The 24,958-nt window shown below is 42.6% G+C and carries 25 protein-coding genes; 19 read left to right on the plus strand and 6 right to left on the minus strand.

Features of this window, described 5'->3' with window-relative positions; translation table 11 throughout:
* Positions 1-8 precede the first annotated feature (8 nt).
* Genes F9B85_RS06970 through F9B85_RS06980 form a run of 3 tightly spaced genes read left to right on the plus strand, consistent with a single transcriptional unit; the run spans position 9 to position 4,277 of the window.
* Positions 9-1,670, plus strand: a complete 1,662-nt coding sequence (locus F9B85_RS06970; RefSeq protein WP_151619659.1) for a sodium:solute symporter family protein — start codon at positions 9-11, stop codon at positions 1,668-1,670.
* The gene (locus tag F9B85_RS06975; protein ID WP_151619660.1) at positions 1,654-3,582 is read left to right on the plus strand and encodes a DUF294 nucleotidyltransferase-like domain-containing protein; all 1,929 of its coding nucleotides are present in this window, start codon (positions 1,654-1,656) and stop codon (positions 3,580-3,582) included. Before F9B85_RS06970 ends, F9B85_RS06975 begins: the two co-directional genes overlap by 17 nt.
* 32 nt (positions 3,583-3,614) lie before the next feature.
* Positions 3,615-4,277 (plus strand): 3'-5' exonuclease, encoded by a 663-nt coding sequence (locus tag F9B85_RS06980; RefSeq protein WP_207707067.1) that lies wholly within the window; start codon positions 3,615-3,617, stop codon positions 4,275-4,277.
* 97 nt (positions 4,278-4,374) lie between these two features.
* On the opposite strand, the gene F9B85_RS06985 is transcribed toward F9B85_RS06980, so the two are convergent.
* From F9B85_RS06985 to rd, 3 genes are all read right to left on the minus strand, one after another.
* A complete protein-coding gene (locus F9B85_RS06985; RefSeq protein ID WP_243138112.1) occupies positions 4,375-6,231 on the minus strand; it encodes a pyruvate kinase in 1,857 nt (618 codons plus the stop codon).
* A 207-nt stretch (positions 6,232-6,438) separates the two neighbouring features.
* Positions 6,439-7,632 (minus strand): VanW family protein, encoded by a 1,194-nt coding sequence (locus tag F9B85_RS06990; protein ID WP_151619663.1) that lies wholly within the window; start codon positions 7,630-7,632, stop codon positions 6,439-6,441.
* Between the two features lie 160 nt (positions 7,633-7,792).
* Entirely contained in the window at positions 7,793-7,954 is a 162-nt protein-coding gene (rd, locus tag F9B85_RS06995; protein WP_151619664.1) for a rubredoxin, read from the minus strand.
* Positions 7,955-8,125: 171 nt separating this feature from the next.
* Between rd and rnhA the strand changes: the two genes are divergently transcribed.
* Positions 8,126-8,593: a ribonuclease HI gene (gene rnhA / locus F9B85_RS07000; protein ID WP_151619665.1), complete on the plus strand. Its 468-nt coding sequence runs from the start codon at positions 8,126-8,128 to the stop codon at positions 8,591-8,593.
* Positions 8,594-8,631: 38 nt separating this feature from the next.
* Here rnhA and F9B85_RS14895 read toward each other — a convergent pair whose 3' ends face one another.
* Together F9B85_RS14895 and F9B85_RS07010 are read right to left on the minus strand one after the other, a co-directional pair.
* The gene (locus F9B85_RS14895) at positions 8,632-9,315 is read right to left on the minus strand and encodes a lytic transglycosylase domain-containing protein (protein WP_279237738.1); all 684 of its coding nucleotides are present in this window, start codon (positions 9,313-9,315) and stop codon (positions 8,632-8,634) included.
* A gap of 77 nt (positions 9,316-9,392) precedes the next feature.
* On the minus strand, positions 9,393-9,872 hold the full coding sequence (locus F9B85_RS07010) for a DUF6042 family protein (protein WP_151619666.1): 480 nt from the start codon (positions 9,870-9,872) through the stop codon (positions 9,393-9,395).
* Between the two features lie 156 nt (positions 9,873-10,028).
* On the opposite strand from F9B85_RS07010, the gene F9B85_RS07015 reads away from it, so the two are divergent.
* The 7 genes from F9B85_RS07015 to rsmI are packed head-to-tail and all read left to right on the plus strand — an operon-like array spanning position 10,029 to position 15,406.
* On the plus strand, positions 10,029-10,262 hold the full coding sequence (locus F9B85_RS07015) for a sigma factor G inhibitor Gin (protein ID WP_151619667.1): 234 nt from the start codon (positions 10,029-10,031) through the stop codon (positions 10,260-10,262).
* Positions 10,263-10,300: 38 nt separating this feature from the next.
* Complete coding sequence (locus F9B85_RS07020) at positions 10,301-11,776, plus strand: aminotransferase class I/II-fold pyridoxal phosphate-dependent enzyme (RefSeq protein ID WP_170270278.1); 1,476 nt, start codon at positions 10,301-10,303, stop codon at positions 11,774-11,776.
* Between the two features lie 14 nt (positions 11,777-11,790).
* Positions 11,791-12,402, plus strand: coding sequence for a dTMP kinase (tmk, locus tag F9B85_RS07025; protein WP_151619669.1), 612 nt, complete (start codon positions 11,791-11,793; stop codon positions 12,400-12,402).
* Positions 12,403-12,427: 25 nt separating this feature from the next.
* A complete protein-coding gene (gene holB / locus F9B85_RS07030; protein WP_151619670.1) occupies positions 12,428-13,399 on the plus strand; it encodes a DNA polymerase III subunit delta' in 972 nt (323 codons plus the stop codon).
* Positions 13,400-13,413: 14 nt separating this feature from the next.
* Positions 13,414-14,133, plus strand: a complete 720-nt coding sequence (locus tag F9B85_RS07035; RefSeq protein WP_151619671.1) for a PSP1 domain-containing protein — start codon at positions 13,414-13,416, stop codon at positions 14,131-14,133.
* A 12-nt stretch (positions 14,134-14,145) separates the two neighbouring features.
* Positions 14,146-14,460, plus strand: coding sequence for an initiation-control protein YabA (locus tag F9B85_RS07040; RefSeq protein WP_207707068.1), 315 nt, complete (start codon positions 14,146-14,148; stop codon positions 14,458-14,460).
* Between the two features lie 49 nt (positions 14,461-14,509).
* Entirely contained in the window at positions 14,510-15,406 is an 897-nt protein-coding gene (rsmI, locus tag F9B85_RS07045; RefSeq protein ID WP_207707074.1) for a 16S rRNA (cytidine(1402)-2'-O)-methyltransferase, read from the plus strand.
* Positions 15,407-15,494: 88 nt separating this feature from the next.
* On the opposite strand, the gene F9B85_RS07050 is transcribed toward rsmI, so the two are convergent.
* On the minus strand, positions 15,495-15,743 hold the full coding sequence (locus tag F9B85_RS07050; protein ID WP_151619674.1) for an AbrB/MazE/SpoVT family DNA-binding domain-containing protein: 249 nt from the start codon (positions 15,741-15,743) through the stop codon (positions 15,495-15,497).
* 194 nt (positions 15,744-15,937) lie between these two features.
* Between F9B85_RS07050 and metG the strand changes: the two genes are divergently transcribed.
* The 8 genes from metG (at position 15,938) to F9B85_RS07090 (ending at position 24,825) form a co-directional block, all read left to right on the plus strand.
* A complete protein-coding gene (gene metG / locus F9B85_RS07055; protein WP_151619675.1) occupies positions 15,938-17,938 on the plus strand; it encodes a methionine--tRNA ligase in 2,001 nt (666 codons plus the stop codon).
* Positions 17,939-18,715 carry a TatD family hydrolase gene (locus F9B85_RS07060; protein ID WP_151619676.1) on the plus strand — a complete coding sequence of 259 codons (777 nt, stop codon included), beginning with the start codon at positions 17,939-17,941 and terminating at the stop codon, positions 18,713-18,715.
* Between the two features lie 168 nt (positions 18,716-18,883).
* Positions 18,884-19,948 carry a 3D domain-containing protein gene (locus tag F9B85_RS14900; protein WP_151619677.1) on the plus strand — a complete coding sequence of 355 codons (1,065 nt, stop codon included), beginning with the start codon at positions 18,884-18,886 and terminating at the stop codon, positions 19,946-19,948.
* A 166-nt stretch (positions 19,949-20,114) separates the two neighbouring features.
* Entirely contained in the window at positions 20,115-21,149 is a 1,035-nt protein-coding gene (locus F9B85_RS07070) for a 3D domain-containing protein (protein ID WP_151619678.1), read from the plus strand.
* Between the two features lie 96 nt (positions 21,150-21,245).
* Positions 21,246-21,806 carry a ribonuclease M5 gene (rnmV, locus tag F9B85_RS07075; RefSeq protein WP_151619679.1) on the plus strand — a complete coding sequence of 187 codons (561 nt, stop codon included), beginning with the start codon at positions 21,246-21,248 and terminating at the stop codon, positions 21,804-21,806.
* Positions 21,803-22,687, plus strand: a complete 885-nt coding sequence (rsmA, locus tag F9B85_RS07080) for a 16S rRNA (adenine(1518)-N(6)/adenine(1519)-N(6))-dimethyltransferase RsmA (RefSeq protein ID WP_151619680.1) — start codon at positions 21,803-21,805, stop codon at positions 22,685-22,687. Before rnmV ends, rsmA begins: the two co-directional genes overlap by 4 nt.
* 211 nt (positions 22,688-22,898) lie before the next feature.
* A complete protein-coding gene (locus F9B85_RS07085; RefSeq protein ID WP_151619780.1) occupies positions 22,899-23,237 on the plus strand; it encodes a P-II family nitrogen regulator in 339 nt (112 codons plus the stop codon).
* A 142-nt stretch (positions 23,238-23,379) separates the two neighbouring features.
* Entirely contained in the window at positions 23,380-24,825 is a 1,446-nt protein-coding gene (locus F9B85_RS07090) for an ammonium transporter (RefSeq protein ID WP_423245051.1), read from the plus strand.
* Positions 24,826-24,958: the final 133 nt, after the last annotated feature.

Raw genomic sequence — 24,958 nt, forward strand, 5'->3', positions numbered from 1 at the left:
GGAACAGCGTGGATCAGCAATTTTTGACCAGTATGGCTTTTATTTTCCTTTCCTTTGCCCTGTACATTGGGATTGCCGTCTACAATCGTGCTCGGCAAACGTCTGACTTCTACGTGGCTAGCCGCGGTGTTCCTCCAGTGTGGAATGGGATGGCCATTGCCGGTGACTGGATGAGTGCAGCTTCCTTTATCGGAATGGCTGGTACTGTAATGATTCTTGGTTATGACGGTCTTGCCTATATCATGGGTTGGACAGGTGGATATTTGCTTCTAACTTTTCTACTAGCGCCTCAGTTAAGAAAGTATGGTCGCTACACCGTACCTGAGTTTATAGGTGACCGTTTTGACAGCCATACAGCACGATTAATTGCAGCCGTTGGAACAATGATTATTAGTTTCGTATACATTATCGGACAATTGTCCGGTACTGGTGTTGTTTTAGGACGGTTGTTTGAAATTGATACAGCCATTGCTACGATGATCGGTGTCGCTGTTATTACCGTTTACGCAACTTTCGGTGGTATGAGAGGAATCACCTGGACACAGGTGGCTCAGTTTATCATTCTCATCATTGCCTACGTCGTTCCTGTTGTGTTTATGTCTTTGCAGATTACAGGGAATCCAATCCCCTGGCTTACTTACGGGGATGTGGTATCGAAGCTCGGCGAACTAGACCGCGAGCTTGGTATTAGTGAATACTTTGCACCTTTTGAACAGACCAATAAAGCACAGTTTCTGGCCTTGCTTTTCTGTTTAATGGCCGGTACTGCGGCTCTTCCTCACGTTATTGTTCGTTTCTATACCGTTTCTACCATGAAAGCGGCTCGTTGGAGTGGTGCTTGGGCTCTGCTATTTATCTGTATGCTTTATCTCACAGCTCCTGCCTACGCGGCTTTCTCTCGCTTCATCTTAATGACAGAAGTAGCTGGTAGACCTTTTGATGCTTTGCCTGCATGGACGCAGTCCTGGATTGATACAGGCCGCTTGAAGTTAATCGATCAAAATGGTGATGGTATCTTACAGTGGTCTGAGATTTCTATTAGTAACGATATCGTAGTTATGGCCACTCCTGAAATTGCTAATTTAGGCGTCTTTGTTGTTGGCTTAATGGCCGCTGGTGCTCTAGCCGCCGCTTTGTCTACAGCTGGGGGCTTGCTGATTGCTATATCTTCTTCTTTTGCTCATGACATCTACTACCGCTTGATTAACCCACAGGCCAGTGAAGAAAAACGCTTGCTTGTTGCTCGTGTCTCTATTGCAGTTGCTACTATCGTAGCGGGTATCGTTGCTCTGGATCCACCAGGTGTTATTACACAGATTGTAGCCTGGGCCTTCTCGATGGCCGCGGGAACTTTCTTCCCTGTACTTTTCCTAGGTGTCTGGTGGACGCGATGCAATGCTCAAGGAGCTATTGCTGGTATGCTATCCGGTATGGCGGTAACAATGAGCTACATTATTGCCGCTCGTTATTTTGAATTTTCCCTTTTTGGTATTATTGATACAGGTGCTGGAATCTTTGGAGCTCCTATTAGCTTGTTAGCTACGATAATTGTTTCTTTAGCAACTGCCGCGCCTTCTCAGAAGTTGCAGGAAGAAGTTATGGATTTACGTTATCCAGAACAAATGACTTACAAAGACGGGGAAGTGTGGATTCATGAAAACACCAGATAATCTACTGCTCCGTCAGATAGGTAGACACCCCCTTTTCAAGGGGGTGTCCCTATCGGAGCTAGAAAGACTTATTAGCTTATGTGAACTGAAGCAGTATAGCCGTTCTGAGAAAGTTTTCTACTCCAAAACGGCCGATGACGGGTTGCTTCTTTTGCTAAGTGGGATGTTAGAGATCTATATCGATTGCCCTAGCCTTGATGATGAGGAAAAAGATACTTTAGAAGTATTACAGCCTAATCAGTTGGTCGGCCTTTCTATTATTGCTGATTTTCTTGAAGAGCCAACTCATCATGTAATGCCTCCTAACTTATCTGTGCGAGCTCTAGAAGAGTCGCAGTGCTTGCAAATTCCTTTTGAGGTCTTAGAAGAACGCTGGAGTAAAGATGGTGTTCGAGATTATATACTTCGTCAATTGGCAGCACGGTTAAAAGATGTCTATGCATCTCTGGCTGAACAAGTTAAGCTAGCTAGGGAATGGGGAGAGCGGGAGACTTTTGTGCGTCGCGTCGACGATTTAATGTCCTATCCTGTGCTTACTGTAGAATATGGAACTTCTATTCGTGAAGCGGCTGATAAGATGCTTGCTAATGGTGCAAGCTCTGTTGTCATTTTAAAAGAAGAAAAGCTTGTAGGCATTATTACAGAAAAAGATATGGTAGCTTCGGTGGTGCAAGATCATAATGCTCGAGAAGCCAAGGTAGAACAGATCATGACATCAGCACCATTCACCATTTCCCGACAAGCTTACTATTATGAAGCAATCTCTAGTTTTTTGATGAAAGGTATTAAGCATTTACCTGTAACTGATGGCAATCAAGTTGTAGGGATGATTACTTTATCTGACTTGCTTCGCAAAAAGCACAAAGGTACTGTAAAGATGTTGCAGGCTATTGAAGAGGCAAGTCGAGAAAAGTTACCTGAAGTCAAAGACGGGATCAGTTATATTTTATCGAGCTTGTTAAAAGACGGCACGCCTATCTTGCACACTCTTGACACGATTACGAGCCTTTATGATCGCCTCGTAAGACATTGTGTTGACTTAGCTTTACAGAATCTGGAAAGTCAAGGCCACGGTAAAGCACCAGTGCCCTTTTGCTGGCTTCAAATGGGTAGTGCTGGTAGGGGAGAGCAATTTATCTTAACAGATCAAGATCACTTCCTCGTTTATGCTAATGCTGTTGCAAGTGAAGAAAAAGAAGTAGAACAATACTTTGCTCTACTAGGGCAGGAAATTGTTCGTCATCTTGAGCAGGCTGGTTATGCTCCCTGTAAAGGAAAGATGATGGCTAGTGAGCGTCAGTGGCGTGGTTCATTAACACAATGGGAAGAACGCTTGCGCAGTTGGATGGTTCATGCAACTAATGAAAAGTTGATGCTAGCTCAGAACTTTTTCTCATTCCGTTTCGTTTACGGTGATCCGGTCCTTTATGGTCGTTTTCTTGAAGGGATTTACAGTCAGCTCGATCGTTCGGGGATTTTCCTCTTCCGTCTTGCGCAAGTGGAAAAAGAACAACCTGTGCCGCAATTAGGCGATCCGATACGCTCTCTTTTCCGCTTAGAGCGCAAAAGTATTGATCTCAAAAAGGAAGCCCTTTTTCCCTTTCATCATGCTTTGCAGATCTTATCTCTTCACCATGGCGTCATTGATGGAACTCCACGAAAGCGTATCCAACATCTCGTTGAAAAAGAAGCCATGACGGCTGAGTTTGCTGATAACTTAAATGATGCTTTTAGTACAGTTATGCGTATACGAGTAGAGTACGCTTGGAAGAAGTATGAGCGTCAAGAAGAAGCTTCTTCTGTTATTCCTTTTAGCTATTTACGTTCTAATGAAAAAGACGAGTTAGTCAGAGCCTTAAAAGCTTTGCGCTCTTTACAAAATCATATGTTTGCTGAATTCGGTTTGTTGTAATCTACATGGGCGTAAGAAGGGGGGGAGTTTCTTTGTTCTGGAGAAAAAAGAGATTGAACGTAGAGTTCAATGATCAGATTGCCTTATCTACGGCCTTGGAAGATTTGTCCTTTGTTGTTTTTGATACGGAAACAACTGGTTTTAATATTTTTGGGGAAGACCGTCTGATTGAGATTGGGGCTGTTCACGTTCAGAATCTGGTCGTAACGGATAACTCTTTTCGGACTTATGTCGATCCGAAGCGAGAAATTCCCCAGATTATTAAGGATTTGACGGGCATTGATTCTGCAATGGTAGCTAATGCTCCTGATTCATTCACTGGTGTAGAGAGCTTTTTTCGCTTTACCGAAGACTTGAAGGCTACTTGTCTTGTTGCTCATTGTTTGCCTTTTGATCTTTCTGTACTGAAAAGTGAGTTGCAGCGTCAGGATTATGAGGTTAAGTTACCAAGAGGAATTGATACTCTCGATTTGTTACGGACGTTAAATCGTTATGGAGCTCATAAGGATCTTGCTGATTATGCAAAGGAATGCAATACACCTGTTTTTGAACGTCATCGTGCCTTAGGTGATGCTCTTACAGCGGCCCATCTATTCTGCGCTTTACTACATCAATTGATGGAACGAGGCTGTAGAAGCTGGGGTGATTTGCTCTTTATGGCTGATCAACATCGTCGACAGATTGCGATGAGTTAGGAGGCATCTCTGTCTCTGTGGACTGCGTACAAAATAAGAAGAAAAAAGCCTGAGAAGGAAAGAACATAAAGTCTTTCTAACTCAGGCTTTTTTCTTCTTAGAAAATATCGTGCTGTTCTGTAAAGTCGCGGAAAATTTGTCTTTTTTTCAGGTGGTATCTTTCTTCAGAGCTTAGTAAGCTGGAGAGGGTTTTGACAGCATCTAAGATATGAGGGCCTTTGTTTAACATGACACATTCTGCGCGGTGAGACATAGCGGCATCAGTTATTTCTGCTCGTGCAGGTAAACCTTTTTTGGCTAAGTTCTCCAATACTTGAGTAGCCCAAATAACTGGTACATGGGCGGCTTCGCAGAGGCAAAGAATATCTTCTTGAACTAGAGAGAGGTTTTCAAAACCAACTTCTACTGCTAGATCGCCTCTAGCAATCATGATGCCAAAGTTTGAAAAATCAAGACCTTTTAAGAGGATTCGAGAAAGCTGATGGATTGCTTCGCGCGTCTCTATTTTGGCGACTATGCCTATATCTTCGCGGTTATGCTTTTTCAGTTCTACACGTAAATCATCTAGATCTTGAGGTCTGTGTATAAAAGAAAGGGCTAAAGCATCAGCGTTGGCTACGATAAATTCTAAATCTATTCGGTCTTGCTCCGTTAAGGCGGGCATATTGATCGAGCTTTCAGGAAAATTAAGTCCTTTTTCTGGTCTAATACGAGCAGATCTGTCGTCAGGAGAAATAACTTCTAGATCTACGTAGTCTTTTTGCTTATTGATTACGCGGGCACCGATTTTTCCATCGTCAATAAAGACAGGGTCTTCAAGATGTAGGCTTTGTAATACTTCAGGAACGGTACAACTGATGGACGCTGGTTCTGACTCCGTAGCATTGTGACCTTGGCGATGGGGATCAAAGTATAATCGTAAGACCTGACCAGCTTGAACTTCTATGTTTATTGGTAGTGCCTTAGGAGCTCCCAGTGTCAGTTTTTCTTGTTGACCATAGTTTAGAGTGAGGCCCTCTTGGACATAGGCTGTTCTTTCTAAAGCTACTTTAATTCGATTAGGGCTAATGCGTTCGATGACTCGAAATTTTCTTTTTCTATTACGGCTATCTTTAAAAGTTAATACTTCACCGATGTGGAGGCTATCTAGAGGAATTTGTTCTTCAATGGCAATAACAAAATGTTGGTTTTGCCCATATCTATCTTCTACGAGTTCTGTGTAAGTAGCTTTATTATCAAGATATCCTTCAAGAATTCTAATAGGTTGACCATAAATATCTCGAGGTACTTTCAAGCGAAGTGGGATAGTTTTCTCCATAACCGGCCCTGTGCGAATCTTAGGGCCGCCAAGATCCATAATGATCCGGCATTTTCTGCCTGTTCCTTGTGCCTTTTTCTCTAATCGGGCTTCAGCTTCTCGTAGTGAGCAGATCATTTTTTCCCAAAGCTCTTGGTGATCATGAGCGCAATTAATACGTGCAATATCCATGCCTTGTCGAAGTAAATCTTCCATTAATTCGGGATGGTCGCTGTAGCTACTATCTAATGTAACCATGATTCGAGTATTTCGTCCTCGTCGAGGACGTCCAAATAGTTTTCGTGCTCGTTTGCTAGCTAGGAGGCGGGCGTTTTTGGAATCCGTTTTGTGAAGCAGGTAGTCAGGAACAGGTGTTGCTAGATGCTTAAGCACTTTTTCTATGCTCGTCAACACGCATTCTTCAAGACGGCCTAAAGAGGAAAGTCCAAATTCAGCAAGCTCAAGTTGCAAGTCAAAAAGGTCATGACGTCGCAAGGCTATGTAAGCCAGTAGATTGTCGCGGCTTTGCTCACTTTCTTTTTGCGAGAGGGGAAATTTATCTCTTGCGGTGAGAGCTTGCGTGGCAATCAAGTTGTAAAGCGTCCCGAGCTCTTCTGCAAACTTATGCTCTTGACTCGTACAACCTTCTGAAATCATCCTCACTATCACAAACTCCTTTTGGTGAATTCGACGAAAAGTTAGTTAATCCGACTGTCTTTATCCTAGTGTATCGTTTTTGAGAGGAAGTAGGCAACCGTTTTTTTGTAAAATTTTGATTATATTCGCTTTAAGAAAAAAAGCGCCCCTTTATGGGAGGCGCTTTTTTATTCTATTATTAAGGCAAGTCTATAGTTCCTTTAGGCGCTAAAAAAAGTCATATTCTTCATCATCTAGCTCAGAAGGTGATAAAGGTTGTTCTAGGTCTTTGAAAAGCTCTATGTCTGGCTGTAACTTCTGCTCTTCTAGCTCTTCATATAGGTGGGGAACATGGTCTTCCTTCAGGGTAAGCTCATCTTGCTCGATGAGTAAATTATTTTTATCTATTGGTTCTTTCTCAGGGTCTTCGTCTGTCGTCACCGACTCTGCTTCTGCACTTTCTTCTATGTCTAGGTCTATAAATTTTTCTATATCTGGTGAAATTATCGATACACTTTCGAGGGGAGGCATAGTTATATGTATAGACTTCTGTTCTGCATCCCAGTAGACTTGGCCGTCTAAAGATTCAATGATTTCCCTTAAAGGTACTATAGTATGACCCTCGACAATTTGCACTCGTGGCGATAAAGGAACTGTAGTGTTGTCTTTTTCTAAGGAGGAGTTAGTCACGGAAAGCTGTAGTTCTTGCTCTCCATAGACAATTACAATTTTTTTACTATCAGGATGCCAGCTTAGCTGACCATCTATCTGCTCCATGAGACTGCGCAGTGGTACCATAATGGTATCTTGAACGACTACTGCTTGAGGTGTGAAGGTAAGTATTTCTTCGTTTAACTTGAAGGTTACGGCTGGTTCTTGTGTGTAGATTTCATAGAGACGAAAATTTAATATATTTTCGCGAGAAGAAAAGTCGATGCGAATAGGATTTGCTTTGTTATTACGAAACTTATAATCTAATTGCCCCCAGTAGACTGTGGCATCTGTACCGCGAGCTGTGTAAGAAACAGGTACGGAATGAAGATGTCTCTCTACAATATGTAAGCCTGCTTTTTCTACAGCTTGGTGAAGAGCAGTAGATGTACGACAGATTCCGCCGCCTATGCTTTGTACCGTTACCCAACGTCCGTTAACATAACTAAAGACGCCTCCGCGGACAAATCCTCTTTCTGCCGTACGTCGCCCTACTGTTTGATTAAAAGAAAAGGTTTGGCCAGGATTAAGGATGGTGTCATCGATATAATTTCCCGCTTTTATAGCGTTATGCAAACCTGAGTCAGCGGGAATTGTCAAATCCACTTCAGAAATCAATTGTTGATAAGCCTCTGAAGGTGTTGCCCACCAAAAAGTAAATACTAATAAGAATCCCATGATAAGCTTACTAAGGGGTAATGAAACAATCATTAGATAAGCTCCTTTCTTTCTGTAGAAATTCCATAATATGGATTCTACAGAAAGAAGAAAGCTCCTTCCATAAAAAGGAAAAAACTCTTCCTTTTTATAAAATAAAAGGAGAGTTTTTTTGAGCAGTCTCTTATGCTAAAAGAACTAATATCTGGTAAAACTATTCTTGTGGTTCAAATTGATCTTTGCCAGCGGCGCAAACGGGGCAGACCCAGTCTTCGGGCAAAGAGTCAAAGGAGGTACCAGGTTCGATGTTGTTTTCTGTGTCCCCTTCTTGAGGGTCATATACATAGCCACAGGGAATGCATACGTATTTTTTCACTTAAAAAAAACTCCTTCTCTATAAGTCTACTTTCCAGATCCAATGCTGGAAAAGTTCTCTATAAGTATGAACTACTTCTTATAGAAAAATACAAATTATTGTAGATGAAGGAAGGAGTAGAGCTTTTTAAATGGTAAAATAGTGTTGTCTCGATGATCTGAGGTGATATTGTTGAAAAGAGTAACCATTTATACTGATGGAGCTTGTCTGGGCAATCCCGGTCCTGGCGGCTATGGAGTCGTTCTTTTATATAAAGAACAGCGTAAAGAGTTAGCTGGCGGATATGATGATACGACAAATAATCGTATGGAGATTATGGCTGTCATAAAAGGGTTAGAAGCACTGAAAGAGCCTTGTCAGGTTACAGTGTATAGTGATTCCCGTTATGTTGTTGATGCCATGACCAAAGGATGGGCCAAGAAGTGGCGAACTCAAGGCTGGATGAGGGATAAGAAAAATCGAGCCCTCAATGCAGACTTGTGGGCTCGATTACTTACTATTAATGAAAAGCATGATGTTGACTATCGTTGGGTACGAGGCCATGCGGGAGATATAGAAAACGAACGTTGTGATGCTTTGGCTACTGAAGCGGCTAGAGGTACTAATCTTCCTAAAGACGAGAGAGAAGAACCAAAATAATATTAAGTAACTGCTCTGTCCTTCAAGCTGAGCTTAAGTTAAGCTGAGAAGAGATTCATACCTTCTCGTTGGAATTGAAGAACTTTGGGAACATAGGCGATCGTTTCTGCAAAAGGCGGGATACCTCCGTATTTTAAGACATTGCCTGGTCCAGCATTATAAGCGGCAAGAGCATATTCTACATTACCATCAAAGCGATCAAGCATTTGACGAAGATAGCGCACTCCGCCATCAATGTTTTGGATAGGATCAAAAGAATTTTGTACACCTAAAGAACGGGCTGTGGCGGGCATGAGTTGCATCAAACCTTGTGCCCCAGCGCTTGATTGAGCTTTGGCGTTAAAGTTAGATTCGGCTTTCATTACAGCCCATATTAAAGAAGGATCTATGTTGTATTTTTGAGCGGCATCTTCAATAAGGTTGTTGAACTGCTTCATTGAAGAAGGCAATTGATTGCTTCGGTAGGCTTCCTGTGCTTTTTGCACTGTCGTTCCCGAACCTACATCTACTGCCAGATGGTTGGCCCTATCTATGTCAAAGCCTAATGATTCTTGAAGTAGCGGCAGAGAAGCAGGGGGGACAAGCTTTTTACCTGGTAAGGCCATGAGAGCTTGGGTTTTTATCGCACTTTCTAAAGTAGCAGAAAAGTTTGCGAAGTTTTCCCTTTTGGGTAACTGAGCACGAATTTGCTCTTCTATGGCCGCAATGGCATTTATGTGCATGCAAAACACCTCCTGCCATAATATAACAGAATGAAATATTTTTGTAAACAGGCTCTAGGTTTCCTTTTGACTAAGCCCTATAAAGCTTGTTCTGGTGGAATGAGCAGATAAGGCGGGAGGCGAAGCTCTGGGCGTTGAAGGACATCGGCAGGATGGGGAACAGGAAGTACGATATCATATATTTCGTTTCCTGCTTCGTCTAAATGTACTTGGATTAAAGACATTTTCAAAAGTAAGTCTAGACAATGGGCAACAGTAGTTGGCATAGGCCAACCTTTGTTGGTACAAAGGTTTTGAAAAAGTAGTTGATTAATTTCTTCCTCTGAGTTATCGGCTGGCCAAGGTTCATAAGGGCGGTCTAAGAGCTCATAGCGAGCAGTAGGACCACGCAAGTCTCCTTCTGCAATGCGGCAAATGGCTCTATAGAGCGAAGTAGCTGATGGTGGCAGGTAGTGAGGCCAACGATAATCAAAAAAAGTAGTAGGAATTCGAACAAGTCCTTCTTGCTTGTAGCCTGGTTCATTGCGAAGGCCAGGGTAAGATGTTGGCAAGGACATGGAAGGCATCAACCTCTTTTCCCAATAAGGATTTTTGTCTTCTTGCACATCTTTACTTTTTCTCGTTTTGATGCGGAAAATCCTGCCGGACAAGATACGATTAAGCTATAGATAGCATATGATGAAGTCACGATAAGGGAAGGTGCGTGAGTAACGATGACTACAAGATCTTTACTGCCCCGCTGTGCGGCCTGTCAGGAAACGCCTGAAGGAGGACTCCATGATGGTCTCTGGCTAAAAGGATTGTTCATCTGTTCTCGCTGTTGTCATCATCTAACTGATTGGTCTAATGACGAAAACAAGTATAAAACACTCCATGAAGCGCTGAAACGCACCTGGGCCTCTAATCCTGCTTGGCGTAAGTATTTGGCTATTGCCGGAAACACGTGATAGAATGATATTATAAAGTCTCCATGGAGGATAAAACTTTGAAGGAAAGACCTTTATGGCAGGCTCTAAAAAAGTATGAACAGGAAAACATAAAAGGATTTCATATGCCGGGCCACGGTCAAGGGCGTGCATTTGCTAAATGGCCTCTTGACAGTGCTCTTGATATGACAGAAGTCCCTGGGCTTGATGACTTACACAGTCCTGAAGGTGCCATTTTAGATGCGGAAGTTCGAGCGGCTGGTGCCTTTGGTGCTGAGAAAACTTTTTTTCTTGTGCAAGGTGCTACAGTAGGTCTTCAGGCTCTTTGTCTTGCCAATTTAAGAGAAGGCGATGAAGTGATTGTGCCTCGCCATTGTCATCGCTCTATTTACGGAGGTCTTGTTTTGTCAGGAGCAAGACCTTCTTATCTATCTTCTATCTTGGAAAAAGAAACGGGACTACCTATAGCTACTGATCTGACTGCTTTACAAAGCTTGCCTATAAGTCAATACGGTGATATTAAGGCTTTACTCGCTTTACGTCCTACTTATTGGGGGACGGCAGAAGATTTGCATAGCTGGCGAGAATGCTCTCAAGCTCTGCAAAAACCTTTGTGGGTTGACGAAGCTCATGGTTCTGCTTATGCATTTTCCTCTCTCTTGCCTACGAGCGCGTTGAAATTAGGGGCTCAGGCTGTTGTTCATGGGAGTCATAAAAGCTTACCTGCTTTGACACAGGCGGCAATGCTTCATCTCGGACAAGCATTGCAGGGCCAAGAGGAAGAGCATTCAAGGCAAGGTATAATGTTACGAAATGCTTTAACAATTCTCCAAACAACGAGTCCTTCTTATTTACTTATGACTTCTCTTGATTTAGCGCGAGCTTCTATGGAAGAAGAGGGCGAGCTATTATGGCAAAAAACTGTAGAGCGAGCTTCTTTTTTACGTAGAGAGCTTAACCAGATCAAAGGAATTTATTGCTGGAGTGAAGAAATAAAGGCCTACTCAACTGTTTCTGAATGGGATCAGACGAGGTTGCTCGTGGTGCTTCGAAATCCTTATGTTACGGGCTATCAATTGCGCCAGTTATTACGGGAAAAAGGTGCTATCGAAGCGGAGTTGGCAGGACCGAATTACTTACTATTTTTACTATCTCCATTCGATCATCCTGAAGCAGATGGTCATCTTATTGAAACTTTTAAGCAGGTTGATTTTTCCTTGGAAGGTACCGGGAAAGAAGACGGACAAGTTCTAGCTGAACTATTTCAGCAGGGACATAGAGAAGCTATTGAAGTTCGTTGCACGCCTAGAGAAGCTTTCTACGGACCTCGACGAATCGTTCCTTTTAAAGAAGCTCTTCATAAAATAGCGGGTCAGTTTATCTGTCCCTACCCGCCGGGGATTCCTTTAATTGCACCTGGTGAAGTGATTACGCCTGCTCTGCTGGAAGTTGTACACGCCCTAGAAAGGGCCGGGGCAAAGTGGCAAGGTGCTATAGACGGTAAGATGGAAAAGATTGCAATCCTTGATCTTTGAATGGTGGTTTTATAATGAAAGGAATTTTGCTTACTTTTGAAGGCGCAGATGGTGCTGGTAAGACGACGCAGTTAGAACTATTGGCCACTTTTTTTCAGTCTAGGGGTCGCGAAGTGATCAAAACTAGAGAACCTGGCGGGACTGTAGTTAGTGAATCTATTCGTCAGCTTTTGTTAGATCCAGCTATGCACTCAATGGTGTCGTCAACAGAGCTACTTCTATATGAAGCGGCTCGAGCGCAACTAGTGTCCGAAGTGATCAAGCCAGCTTTAGAAAGTGGCAAAGTTGTGCTCTGTGATCGCTTCACTGATTCTACGCTCGCTTATCAGGGTTACGGGAGAGGCCTCGACAGAAAGATAATTGAAAAGCTCAATGACCTAGCCACAGGAGGACTTAAGCCAGATAAAACTATTCTGCTTGATTTGCATCCTGAGCTAGGCTTGCAGAGAGTGCAATTAAAACGAGGTGCCGACCGATTAGAACAGGAAGATCTTCTTTTTCATCTTCGAGTAAGAGAAGGTTTTTTAGATATAGCAGATCAAGATAGAGCTAGATTTATCGTTATATCAGCAGAAGAAGATGCTCAGCAAGTACATCAAAAAATTGTTGAAGCGTTACAAGAATAGGTAACGTTTAGAAAGGCCGATTGAGGTGAAACTATCTCAGATAAGGGGTCAAGAGCGAGCAACGGAACAATTATTACGGGGAATTAGACAAGAAAGGGTCGCCCATGCCTATCTTTTTGCCGGTCCTCCTGGTGTGGGAAAGACCATGACAGCTCGAGCTTTTGCTTTGTCTGTTCTTTGTATGAACATAGAAAATGGTGATGCCTGTCTGGTCTGCTCCTCTTGTCAGCAATTTGCCAGCGCCAATCACGCCGCTTTCTATGATCTAGAACCTGATGGGGCCACCATAAAAATAGAGCAAATTCGAAAACTGCAGAAATGGTTGCGTTATCGACCTTATGTAGGCTTATATAAGGTGGTTTTGTTACATCGAGTAGAAGCTATGCAAGATCCGGCGGCTAACGCACTGCTCAAAGTTTTAGAAGAGCCGCCTGGTTATACGATTTTTATCCTTGTCACTCATCGAGGTCATGGTCTCTTGCCGACTATCTTATCAAGATGTCAGCCTGTTTATTTCAACTCTTTGCCAGATGATGTAATTGCCGATTTTCTCCGTGAAAAGGGCCTCTCTAATGATAAAATTGCTCTGTTAACACTATTAGCAGATGGACGGTATGATAAAGCGGCTGAGCTTGCCACTGCAGGATTGCCAGAAAATCGCGATAAAGCGGCCGAGCTTTTGCAGAGAATCGGGCAGATGAGTGATAGCGATATCTTCCGTATGGCTGAACAGTGGGATAAAAACAAAGAAGGTCTGACCGAATTATTTGATTATCTCGCACTTTTATTGCGCGATAAGCTCTTACTCCTCGAAGGAATTGAAAAGCTAGTCATCAATTATGATCAAAAAGAGTATTCTTCGCGATATAATAGGAAGCAATTACTTGAGGCCATGGATGAAGTTTTACAGGGACGGCGCCTCTTAGATAGTAATGCTAGTGGTAGGTTAATATTCGAGGATCGCATGATGAAGATAAAGAAAGTTATGGAGTCCTGAAAGGAGTTGAAAGATTGGTTAAAATAGTAGGCGTTCGCTTTAAGAAAACAGGTAAAATTTATTACTTCGATCCCGGTGACTGGGAGATAAATGTGCATGATCGTTTAATTGTAGAAACAGCACGAGGTATTGAGTTTGGTGAGGCTGTTATTGCGCCACGTCAAGTGCCTGAAGAAGATGTAGTCAATCCGCTCAAAAAGGTACTGCGTGTTGCTACGGAAGAAGATATACATCAAGTTGAAGAGAATCGTGAAAAAGAATCAAAAGCTTATGAGATTTGCCAGAAAAAGATCATTCAGCATCAACTGCCTATGAAGCTTGTAGATGTTGAGTACACTTTTGACTCTTCCAAGATTATTTTCTACTTTACAGCTGATGGGCGCGTTGACTTCCGTGAACTTGTCAAAGATCTAGCGGCTGTTTTCCGCACTCGTATTGAATTACGTCAAATAGGTGTGCGTGATGAAGCTAAGATGATTGGTGGTATTGGTTGTTGTGGAAGAGTGCTTTGTTGCTCTTCTTTCCTTGGAGATTTTGAACCTGTTTCGATCCGTATGGCTAAAGATCAGAACCTTTCTCTGAATCCAACTAAGATTTCTGGTATTTGTGGTCGTTTGATGTGTTGTTTGAAGTTCGAGAACGACTGTTATGGCAAGAAAGAAGGTTGTAAACGGAAAGAGAAAGGCGCGGAAAAAGACGACGAAAGTTTTGAGGGATGTGGAGCTAGCGAGTAGGGAGTGTTTGAGGTGAAAAAGATCACGAGCCGATTGATTGCTCTCGAAGAACAGGTGCGAAAAATACTCGCTGAAATTGAAGCCTTAAAGATGGAGTCTTATGCTTTAGAAGAAGAAAACGATCGTTTGCGAGCAGAAAAAGCGGCTAACTTAACAGTAGAAGCGCTAACGCAAGTAGAAAGCAACGTACAAAAGTTACAGGGTGAAGGATATGATACTTTAAGTCGTCTATATAAAGAAGGCTTTCATATTTGTCATGTTCACTTTGGACAACCTCGAAGCGGAGAAGATTGTCTTTTCTGTATGAGTTTTTTGCATAAAGAATAGTGACTATAGGGAACTTGAGTATTTTAAGGATTTTGGGGGAGGAATTAAGCTGGTCGGGAAACTAAGAGTCTGTGCCACTCCGATTGGCAACCTCGAAGATATTACCTTGCGAGTCTTACAAGCATTGCGAGAAGCAGATCTAATCGCCGCAGAGGATACGCGACATACACGCAAGCTTTTAAGTGCCTATGAGATTCACCGTCCTCTAACGTCTTATCATGAGCATAACAAAAAAGCTAAGGGTCAGGAAATTGCTAACAAAATTGCCGAGGGTGCTACGGTTGTATTAGTTTCTGATGCGGGCTTACCAGGCATCTCTGATCCTGGCGAAGAACTTGTAGGTCTCTGTATTGAAAGAGGTTTACTTGTGGAAGTCTTGCCGGGACCTTCTGCTTCCCTTACAGCCCTTGTACTATCAGGTTTACCGACGAGCCGCTTTGTCTTTGAAGGCTTTCTTCCACGACAGAAAAAAGCTTACCGTGAGCGGCTAGAGGAGCTGGCTAAAGAGGAGCGGACGATGATCCTCTATGAATCACCTCACCGTGTAAAAGCAACACTTCAAGATTTGCAAAAACTTTTAGGTGACCAGCGACCTGTGGCTTTGATCAGAGAGTTAACCAAAAAGTTTGAAGAAGTTCGACGAGGCACGATTGGCTCTTTGCTAGAAGCAATGACAGAGCCAATTAAAGGAGAGTGCACACTAGTAGTCGGTGGTTCTCCCAAAGAGCAAGAGCATCTGATAGCTCAAAGTTATGATGAAGAAAGTCTTTCGGAGCTTTTGTTCCAAGAGATAGAAGCATTTATGGCAGAAGGCATAGATCACAAAGAAGCCTTAAAAAAAGGTGCTCATAAGCTAGGTTTACCTAAACGAGAAGCTTATCGCTTAAAGCTTCTTTATGAAGAGAAAAAAAAATATCAAGGGGACGGGTCTGACCCGTCCCCTTGATATAAAATATTTTAAAGGGCAAAAAGAAAAAATGAGAAAAAAGCCCTTTCTTTTGATTGCTTTGGGAATAATGGAATTATGTAGTCAATTAGCTAGCGTTTTGCGCCATCGTGATAGCACATTCTTTACAGACGATTTTACCTCGAAAGTTTTGAACTTCTACTGCACTACCACAGAAAACACAAGCAGGCTCGTATTTTCTTAAGATAATTTTTTCATGGTCCACATAGATTTCTAGAGCGTCTTTCTCATCAATTCCAAGGGTGCGACGCAGTTCAATGGGAATGACTACACGACCTAGTTCATCTACTTTACGGACAATACCGGTTGACTTCATCTTCCTACCTCCTTTTTTCTACATTTTTCGACATCAAACAAACTGATGATACCAAGCCATAAAGTAACAGGTCAACCCCTTTGTTTCAAAAAAAGAAGTTTTCATATAGAGTTTTCTTATGGACGATTATTTTTTTGGGTGTATGACCTTTTCAAATGATGGCAAGAGAGTAGCTAAAACTAAATAGTATTTTTATGAGGAGGAAACCTTTCGTGACTCAAGGGAAACCAACTTTCTACATTACTACACCAATCTATTACCCTAGTGACAATCTGCATATTGGTCACGCCTACACAACAGTAGCGGCTGATACGATGGCTAGATACAAGCGGCTACGAGGCTATGATGTGCGCTTTCTAACTGGTTCTGATGAACATGGTCAGAAGATAGAAAGAAAAGCAAAAGAAAAAGGACTTAGTCCTAAAGCTTATGTAGACCCAATTGTAGATTCCTTCAAGCATCTCTGGAATCGATTGGAGATTACTTATGATGATTTTATCCGTACGACTGATGAACGTCACATTAAAGGTGTGCAAGAAATCTTTCAAAAGATTTATGATCAAGGCGATATTTACAAATCAGAATATGAAGGTTGGTACTGTACGCCCTGTGAAGCCTTCTGGTTAGATCGCCAACTACAAAAAAATGAAGAAGGCGCTTGGCTTTGCCCCGACTGCAATCGTCCTGTAGAACTGCTCAAAGAAGAAAGTTACTTTTTCCGTCTTTCTAAGTATCAAGATCGTTTGCTCAAACATATTGAAGAGCATCCTGAATTTATTCAACCAGCTAGTCGCCGTAATGAAATGGTGAGCTTTATTAATCAGGGCCTAGAAGATCTTTGCGTTTCTCGTACAACCTTCAAATGGGGCATACCTGTTCCAACGAATCAAGATCATGTCATTTACGTTTGGTTTGATGCCTTAAGTAACTATATTACAGCTCTTGGCTATGGTCAGGCTGAGCAGAAAGACTATCAACGCTACTGGCCTGCGCAAATCCATCTAGTAGGTAAAGATATTGTTCGCTTCCATACCATTATCTGGCCAATTATCTTAATGGCTCTTGATGAGCCTTTGCCTCAAAAGGTTTTTGGTCATGGTTGGGTGCTTTTGGATTCAGGAAAAATGTCTAAGTCCAAAGGCAATGTAGTCGACCCTCATGTGCTGATCGATCGTTACGGTGTTGATGCCTTGCGCTATTACTTGCTACGTGAAATGCCTTCAGGACAAGATATATACTACTCTGAAGAGGCTTTTGCTAGCCGTCTGAATACTGATCTTGCCAACGACCTAGGGAACTTACTGCATCGCTCCCTATCGATGGTAGAAAAATTTTCCGGTGCCATCTTCCATGTGCCTTTGAAAGAAGCTGAAGGTGCTTTCGAGCAAGAAGTACAAGCACTAGCTCAGAAGACTATTGATGATTATGAAGCTTATATGGAGCGCTTTGATCTAGCTAATGCCCACGGTGCTATTATGAAGCTAGTCAGCCGCATGAATAAGTATGTAGATGAAAGAGCGCCCTGGGCACTAGCTAAAGATAGTGCCAAAGCGGAAGAACTTAAAGCAGTGCTTTATCATATGGGTGAAAGTTTGCGTATCGCTACAATTTTAATGCGAAGCACGATGCCCAACGTACCTAGCAAGATTTTTGAGCAATTAGGACTGGCAGAGAGAAAGGACCTACAAGGCTGGGAGGCACTGCGCTGGGGCTTGCTTCCAGAAGGCACGAAGACGCAAAAGGGGCAACCTGTCTTTCCACGTATAGATCTCTCTGCTTTGCGCGCTGAAATAGAAGCGCAAGCTCAAGCGGACAAAGAAGAAGAAGCTGTAGACAAAGAAAAAGAGCTAAAACCGATAGAACCATTAAAACCAGAGATTTCCATTGAGGACTTTGCGAAGCTAGACTTACGGCTTGTTGAGGTCTTAAAAGCAGAAAAAGTACCGAAAACTGATAAACTGCTTCAGTTAACAGTACGATTAGGCGATGAAATCCGTACTGTCGTTTCTGGCATTGCCCTACATTATGAACCAGAGCAGTTGATCGGCAAAAAGGTAGTACTAGTAGCTAACTTAAAACCAGCTAAGTTAAGGGGCATTGTGTCACAAGGTATGATCTTAGCCGCTTCACATGACAACTCTTTAGAAGTCTTAATGGCACAGACCGATCTTCCTGCAGGAAGTCAGGTGAAGTAAGTGAGATTTTTTGATACCCATGCCCATATGGATGACAAAGCTTTTCGGGAAGATCGAGGAGAACTGTTGTGGCAGGCCCACGAAGCTGGCTTAGCCTTAATGGTTAATGTAGGCTTTGATCTACTTTCTTCCCAGAGGTCTATTGCTCTAGCTGATGAATATCCTTTTGTATATGCTTCTGTAGGCATTCACCCTCATGATGCGAAGACTGTTACTGATGAGACTTATGAGAAATTAGAAAAACTAGCTTCTCATCATAAGGTTGTAGCTATTGGTGAAATGGGTCTCGATTATTATCGCGATTTGTCTCCTCGAAATGTGCAAATGCAAGTTTTCAAGGAGCAATTGAAATTAGCTCGTAAGCTGAAGAAGCCTGTCATTATACACGATCGTGATGCTCATGGTGACATCATGGACATTTTAGACAAGGATACCAAAGGTATGACGGGGGTACTGCACTGCTTTTCAGGCAGTTGGGAGATGGCGCGCTTTTGTTTAGAACGAGATTTTTATATCTCCATAGCAGGTCCTGTTACTTATACAAATGCCCGTCAACTGCTAGAAGTAGCTCAAAAAGTTCCCCTTGAACGTTTGCTGGTGGAAACAGATTCTCCTTATTTGTCACCTCATCCTTTGCGTGGTAAGAGAAATGATGTAAGTAAAGTTACTATGATTATTCAAAAAATTGCTGAGCTTCGTCAGGAAGATGCTGAAATGGTGGCAGAACAGTGTCTCCAAAATGGTTGTAAGCTCTTTGGAATTCCTCAGCCTGCTTAAGCTTCTACCTAAATACTTTTCCTATATGCTCAGAACCCCCTTGGGTTTGATGGATTTAAGTCCATCTGAACTAAGGGGGTTCTTTTTTTATGCATTTTTCCATAAATATGGAAAGGTAGGCGCAGTTTGTCCTTGCTTAGGGCAACAGATGGTAGAGGAGGTTCTAAGTTGATCAAAGAGGAGTCTAAGGAAGAAAAAAGGGCACCCTTTTCTTTATCTTTTCGAACAGGAATTTTTATAGTTGCAGTATTGTTTCTCACAGCTCTTTTTCCTTATTGGACCTACGGGCAGCAAACGAAAGAAGTTCAGCTAGTTTTAGAGGGCTTGGCGTCACCTTACCAAAGCAAGGCAAAATCAGTAAAAGCCTTTTTGCGTGAACAGGATATTGATTATGGGCCTCAGGATATGATTATTCCTGATCTAGCTATGCCTTTAGAGAACGGAATGGTTGTGGAAGTACGAAAGGCAGAAGAAGTAGAAATTCAAGTTGGTAACCGTAGCTATAATGTGATGGCTTACAGGCCTATTGAAGCAGGAGCATTAAAAAAGAATTTAGCAGAACAAGGTATCTACGTAACGGCAGAAGATCGAGTCGAACCTCTGCAAGACGATAAGATATGGGAGTTTGTAAGGGTACAGCGTCTGATTGAAAAGAGGGAAGAAAAGATACCTTATGAACAAGAGGTTGTCCTAGATAGTACTCTTCCTGCCGGAGAAACAAAAATCTCTGTGCCTGGGAAGGAAGGCCGATTGATCTTAGAAGAAGAAGTTATTCTTGAAAATGGTCAGTTAGTGGAACGAAGGATTATATCGGAGCAATTATTGACTGAGCCTCTCAATGAAGTGATTGTAAGAGGAACGGGCCATCAAGAAAGAAGGACTACTATTGCCTCTAGAGGTGGTACTAGGGAGCTAGTCAATGATGAAAAAATCAAGTCTATTGAGGCTATGACAGGTTCATCTATTGCTCAAACTAAGCATGTAGAATCAACAGCTTATACGCACACAGGAAACCGAACAGCTTCAGGAAAATGGCCTCGCGTAGGTTTAGTTGCCGTAGATCCCCGAGTTATTCCTTTAGGAACTAAGCTTTACATAGAAGGTTATGGTTTAGCCGAGGCCGCTGATACAGGAGGAGCTATCAAAGGTAACATTATAGATGTTTTCTTTGATACGCGAGAAGAGTGCATTCAATGGGGTAGACGTCAGGTGGTCATACATATTCTAGAGTAGGATATTTTATTGAAGGCTGAGCATCAAGTCCCCCTTTCATTAGTTAAAACCTCGTCATAGGAAATAAAAAACATTAATGGCATTCTTTATCTTTGACAAACTTTTCCTATGAAGATACAATGTAAAAGTCCAGAGAGCTTGGACTTGTTTGAAAGGGGGACCTGTCATGCCTGAGGAGGCTACCGGCCAGGCCGATCAACAAGGAGAATCTTTATCTTGGATAGAGAAATGGAATCAAAAGTTAGATAAGAATGCAAAAATCGGCACGATACTAGGAGCGGTCGTAGTATTTTTTCTTTTGACCTTTGGCGTCTACTCCTGGCTAGAGAATGAAGTTACCATTCATGTTGATGGCGAAGAAGTTATTGTGAACACATTTTCAAAAACGGTGTCTGCTTTGTTGGCAGAAGCGTCCATTGATTTAGGTGAGATGGACAAGGTAGAACCAGCACTGAGTGCGACGATAAGTGATGGTATGGTTGTACATATTGAAAGGGCCTTTCCAGTTACGGTTATAGCTGATGGTGAGAGTCATTCCTTGTTGACAACAACAGTTGCTGTAGAAGATTTATTGGAACAATTACAGATTGAGTTAGGCACTTCTGATCGAGTTGAGCCACCTCTTGTTCAGTTGGTCACAGAACCAGAAGAAGTTAGGGTTATTCGAGTTACTTTTGAAGAAGTACGTGAAGAACAATCTATTCCTTACACAGTTGAGCAGACTGCAGATCCTAACTTAGAAAAAGGACTTCGGCGAATCGCTTCACGTGGACGTAATGGGGTAGCACAGTCTGTTGTTCGTGTTACATACGAAGATGGACATGCTGTACATAGAGAGGTACTATCTCAAAATATTGTTCGAGAGCCTGTGAATCAAGTAGTCGCTATGGGAACTATTGATCGTGTTTCTCGAGGTGGCATGAATTTCCGCTTCCGAGAAGCTCGTCAGATGCAAGCGACAGCTTATACGCATACAGGCAGAAATACAGCTTCTGGTGTCTACCCTCAAGTTGGCATGGTTGCTGTAGATACTTCGGTGATTCCAATGGGTACAAGGCTTTATGTAGAAGGCTATGGTTTTGCTACTGCCGCTGATCGAGGAAGTGCTATTCGAGGCGATAAGATCGATCTATTTATGGAGACCCATGCCGAAGCTCGACGCTGGGGCATTCGGACTGTGAAGGTTTACGTACTAGAGTAACTTAACGCACTAGAGTAACTTAACGATATAATTACCCCGTCCTATAGGGCGGGGTTTTTCGTGTTATAATGGTAATAGACCCAGAGGCTTGAGGAGATGAAAAGGTTGCCAAAAGAAAAAATTGCTGAAGTAATTGTAGTGGAAGGTCGCGATGACTTAATCGCTGTCAAAAAAGCTGTCGATGCTCAAGTAATCATTACACAAGGACTTGGTCTTAGCCCCAAAACGCTAGCCTTAATTCAGGAGGCTGAAAAAAGATGTGGCCTTATTGTTTTTACTGATCCCGATGGACCGGGCGAAAGAATTCGACGGTGGATTACAGACGCTGTTCCAGGTGCCAAACATGCTTTTTTGCCAGTAGCACAAGCTAGAGAAGAAGCAAAGGTTGGCATAGAACACGCTTCTACAGAAGATATACAAGAGGCTTTGCGACAAGTCCGTTCTCCAGGAAGAGAACAGGGCTCTTTTACTAAAGAAGATATGCGGAACTGGAAGTTAGAAGGACATGCAGAAGCTTCCTGGCGTCGCCATGCTCTTGGCGAAAGATTGGGAATCGGTCAAGCTAATGCCAAGCAGTTCTTACAGCGGCTTAACCACTTTGCCCTGCTTAGAGAAGATGTGGAAAAAGCTCTGCAAGAGATAGGAGAGAAAAGGTGACAAAAGAGATAAGAGAACGGCTTCAACGGTACGGAATACGTGCCAAAAAAGGACTGGGTCAAAACTTCTTAGTTGACTCTAATTATATAGATAAAATTTTAAGAGCGGCCCAGTTAAAAGAAGGCGCTGTAGTCGTAGAAATAGGACCAGGACCGGCTACACTAACTCCCTTTCTAGCTGAAGCAGTAGGCACTTCTGGCAAAGTTATTGCTATTGAGGTAGACTCAGCATTGCAAGAATTATTATCAGACTTGGCTCGCCAATATAAACAGGTGGAGATTCACTGGCAAGATGCACTTCAAGTAGATTACGATGCTGTCACGAAACCTTACTTGCCAGCAGACGAATCTTTTGCACTCGTAGCTAATTTGCCCTATTATATTACTACGCCCATTATCATGCATTTGTTAGAAGGCAAGTTTAACTATTCTCATCTTGTGGTGATGGTGCAAAAAGAAGTAGCGGAACGGATTGTGTCACCACCAGGAAACAAAAGCTATGGTGCTCTATCGGTAGCTGTACAGTATTATTGTCAGGCCGAGATAGTTACGACTGTGCCGCCTGGAGCTTTTGTTCCTGCACCAAAGGTAAGTTCTGCAGTTCTACGTTTACAGCGTCGAGCGGTAGCACCAGTAGAGCTTATTGATGAGCGCCTTTTCTTCCAAATTGTGCGCGCCGCCTTTAACCAGAGGCGAAAAACTTTACTCAATGCTTTGTCAGCTTTAGAGCACAATATCTCAAAAGCTGAATTAGCTACGATGTTGACGAGATTGGAAATTGACCCTGTTCGTCGGGGAGAAACGCTGACGCTTGCTGAGTTTGCTCGTATTGCCAACGCTCTCGTAGAAGAGAGGAAAAAAGTTTTGAAATTAGAAAAATAGGGTATTGCCAAAGTCTGAGAGAATCTCTATAATAAAAGCAAGACAGAGACGTCTGGTGCATAACATCGCATCGACTTCTCTGTCTTTTTTGTTTTCTGATGACAGTTCTTCATCAATGCTGGGAAGGTTCAAAAGGTGGTGATAGCACTGTCTACAGAGTTAGGAGCATCTGTACTTACAGAACTCAATATACTGAGAAGGGGTGAGGATGTTGAAGAAGATAGAGGCTATCATTCGTCCAACCAAATTGGATGACGTGAAGGAAGCTCTCAATCAGTTTGGAGTCCGTGGTCTTACTGTAACGCAGGTTGCCGGCTGTGGTTTACAGAAAGGTAAAAAAGGTTTTTACCGCGGTTCCGAGTACACTATCGATTTACTACCTAAGATCAAGATTGAAGTTATCGTGCAAGATCATGTGGTAGAAAATATTGTCAAGATAATTACCGATGTTGTGCGAACTGGTGAGATTGGTGATGGGAAGATCTTTATCTATCCTGTAGATGATGTGGTTCGCATTAGAACAGGAGAAACGGGCGAAGAAGCTCTTTAAGGACTTATAAGGCTTTATTAAGGAATTGTTGGTTCTGTAGTTTTTGCCGGGGGAGCAAAGAAGCTCTCGAAGAAAGCGTTTTGCGTGCTTTCTTCGAGAGCTTTTTGTTTTTGTTTTTTCAATTAGAAGGAGGAGAAATATTATGATGATGAGTAGAGTGAGGAATCGTATAAAAAAAGCCTCATGGTTTACATTATTTTTGGTTAGTACTTTCCTGTTGTTAGGACTTTTATCGCCCTTAACAGCTATGGCCGCTGAAGAAACTGCTCTGGCTATCGACACAGGTGATACAGCTTTCATTATTATTTGTGCCGCTCTCGTTATGTTAATGACACCAGCCTTAGCAATGTTCTATGGCGGTATGGTACGTAAGAAAAACGTCTTAAGTACTCTAATGCATGGTTTTATAACTATTTGCGTTGTTTCCATTATCTGGGTTCTCTATGGTTATTCTCTCGCTTTTGCGCCTGATGTCGCTGGCATTGTTGGTAACTTAGACTGGGCTGGATTTATCGGAGTTGGACTTGACCCCAATCCCGATATTGTAGAAACTATTCCACATCAGCTTTTCGCAGTCTTTCAGTTGATGTTCGCTATTATTACAGTAGCCATTATTAGCGGTTCTTTTGCTGAACGGATTCGCTTCCCTGCTTTCTTGCTTTTCATCGCTATCTGGGTCACTGTTATTTATGCACCTCTAGCTCACTGGGTGTGGGGTGGCGGCTGGATTGATGAAATGGGCGCTCTTGACTTTGCTGGTGGTACAGTCGTTCACATTAGCTCCGGTGTCACAGGTCTAGTACTCGCAATATTATTAGGAAAACGTCGTGGTTGGGGTGGTAGCAACGGTCATACCATGGCTCCTCACCAATTGCCTATGACTGTATTAGGTGGTGCCTTGCTCTGGTTCGGTTGGTTCGGCTTTAACGCAGGAAGTGCCTTAGCTGCTGATGGTATTGCTGTAGCCGCTTTTGTGACAACTAATACTGCTACGGCGGCTGGTGCTTTAGGCTGGATTGCTTATGAATGGATTCGTCAAGGTAAACCAACAATGCTCGGTGCTGTCTCTGGTGCTATCGCTGGTCTAGTAGCCATTACTCCTGCCGCTGGCTTTGTAACTCCCTTGGCGGCAATTCCAATGGGCTTTATTTCCGGTATCATTTGTTATCAGGCTATCTTAATGAAGTCACGCCTTGGTTACGACGATTCTCTAGACGCTTTTGGTATTCATGGTGTGGGCGGTATCTGGGGCGCTTTGGCCACAGGCTTATTCGCAACTACTATGGTAAATGCCGATGGAGCTGACGGTCTTTTCTATGGCAATGCTGAATTACTTTTAATTCAAACAATTGCTGTAGTAGCTACAATTATCTTCGTAACTATTGGAACCTTTGTTATCTACCACATTGTTAACTCCATTGTTAAGATGAGAGTTAGTGCTGAAGATGAAGAAATCGGTCTTGACATTAGTCAACATGGTGAAGAAGCCTATCCTGATTTCATCAGCCCCAGCGGTGTTGCTACATCTTCAAGCATAGCTACTTCCAGTTCCCCAGTTGTTCAAAAAACAATTCCAACACAGTCTTAATCACCAAGGTTAGGAGACAGACCTGAGAGAGATGCTTTCAGGTCTGTCTTTCATTTGTTTGTCACAATTTCCTCTATCTGCACAATCTTTACTGCGATCATCTAATCACCCCCCTTGTTTTTTTCTCATACTG

This window comes from Heliorestis acidaminivorans (assembly GCF_008933955.1).
GTDB classification, from domain to species: Bacteria; Bacillota; Desulfitobacteriia; order Heliobacteriales; family Heliobacteriaceae; genus Heliorestis; species Heliorestis acidaminivorans.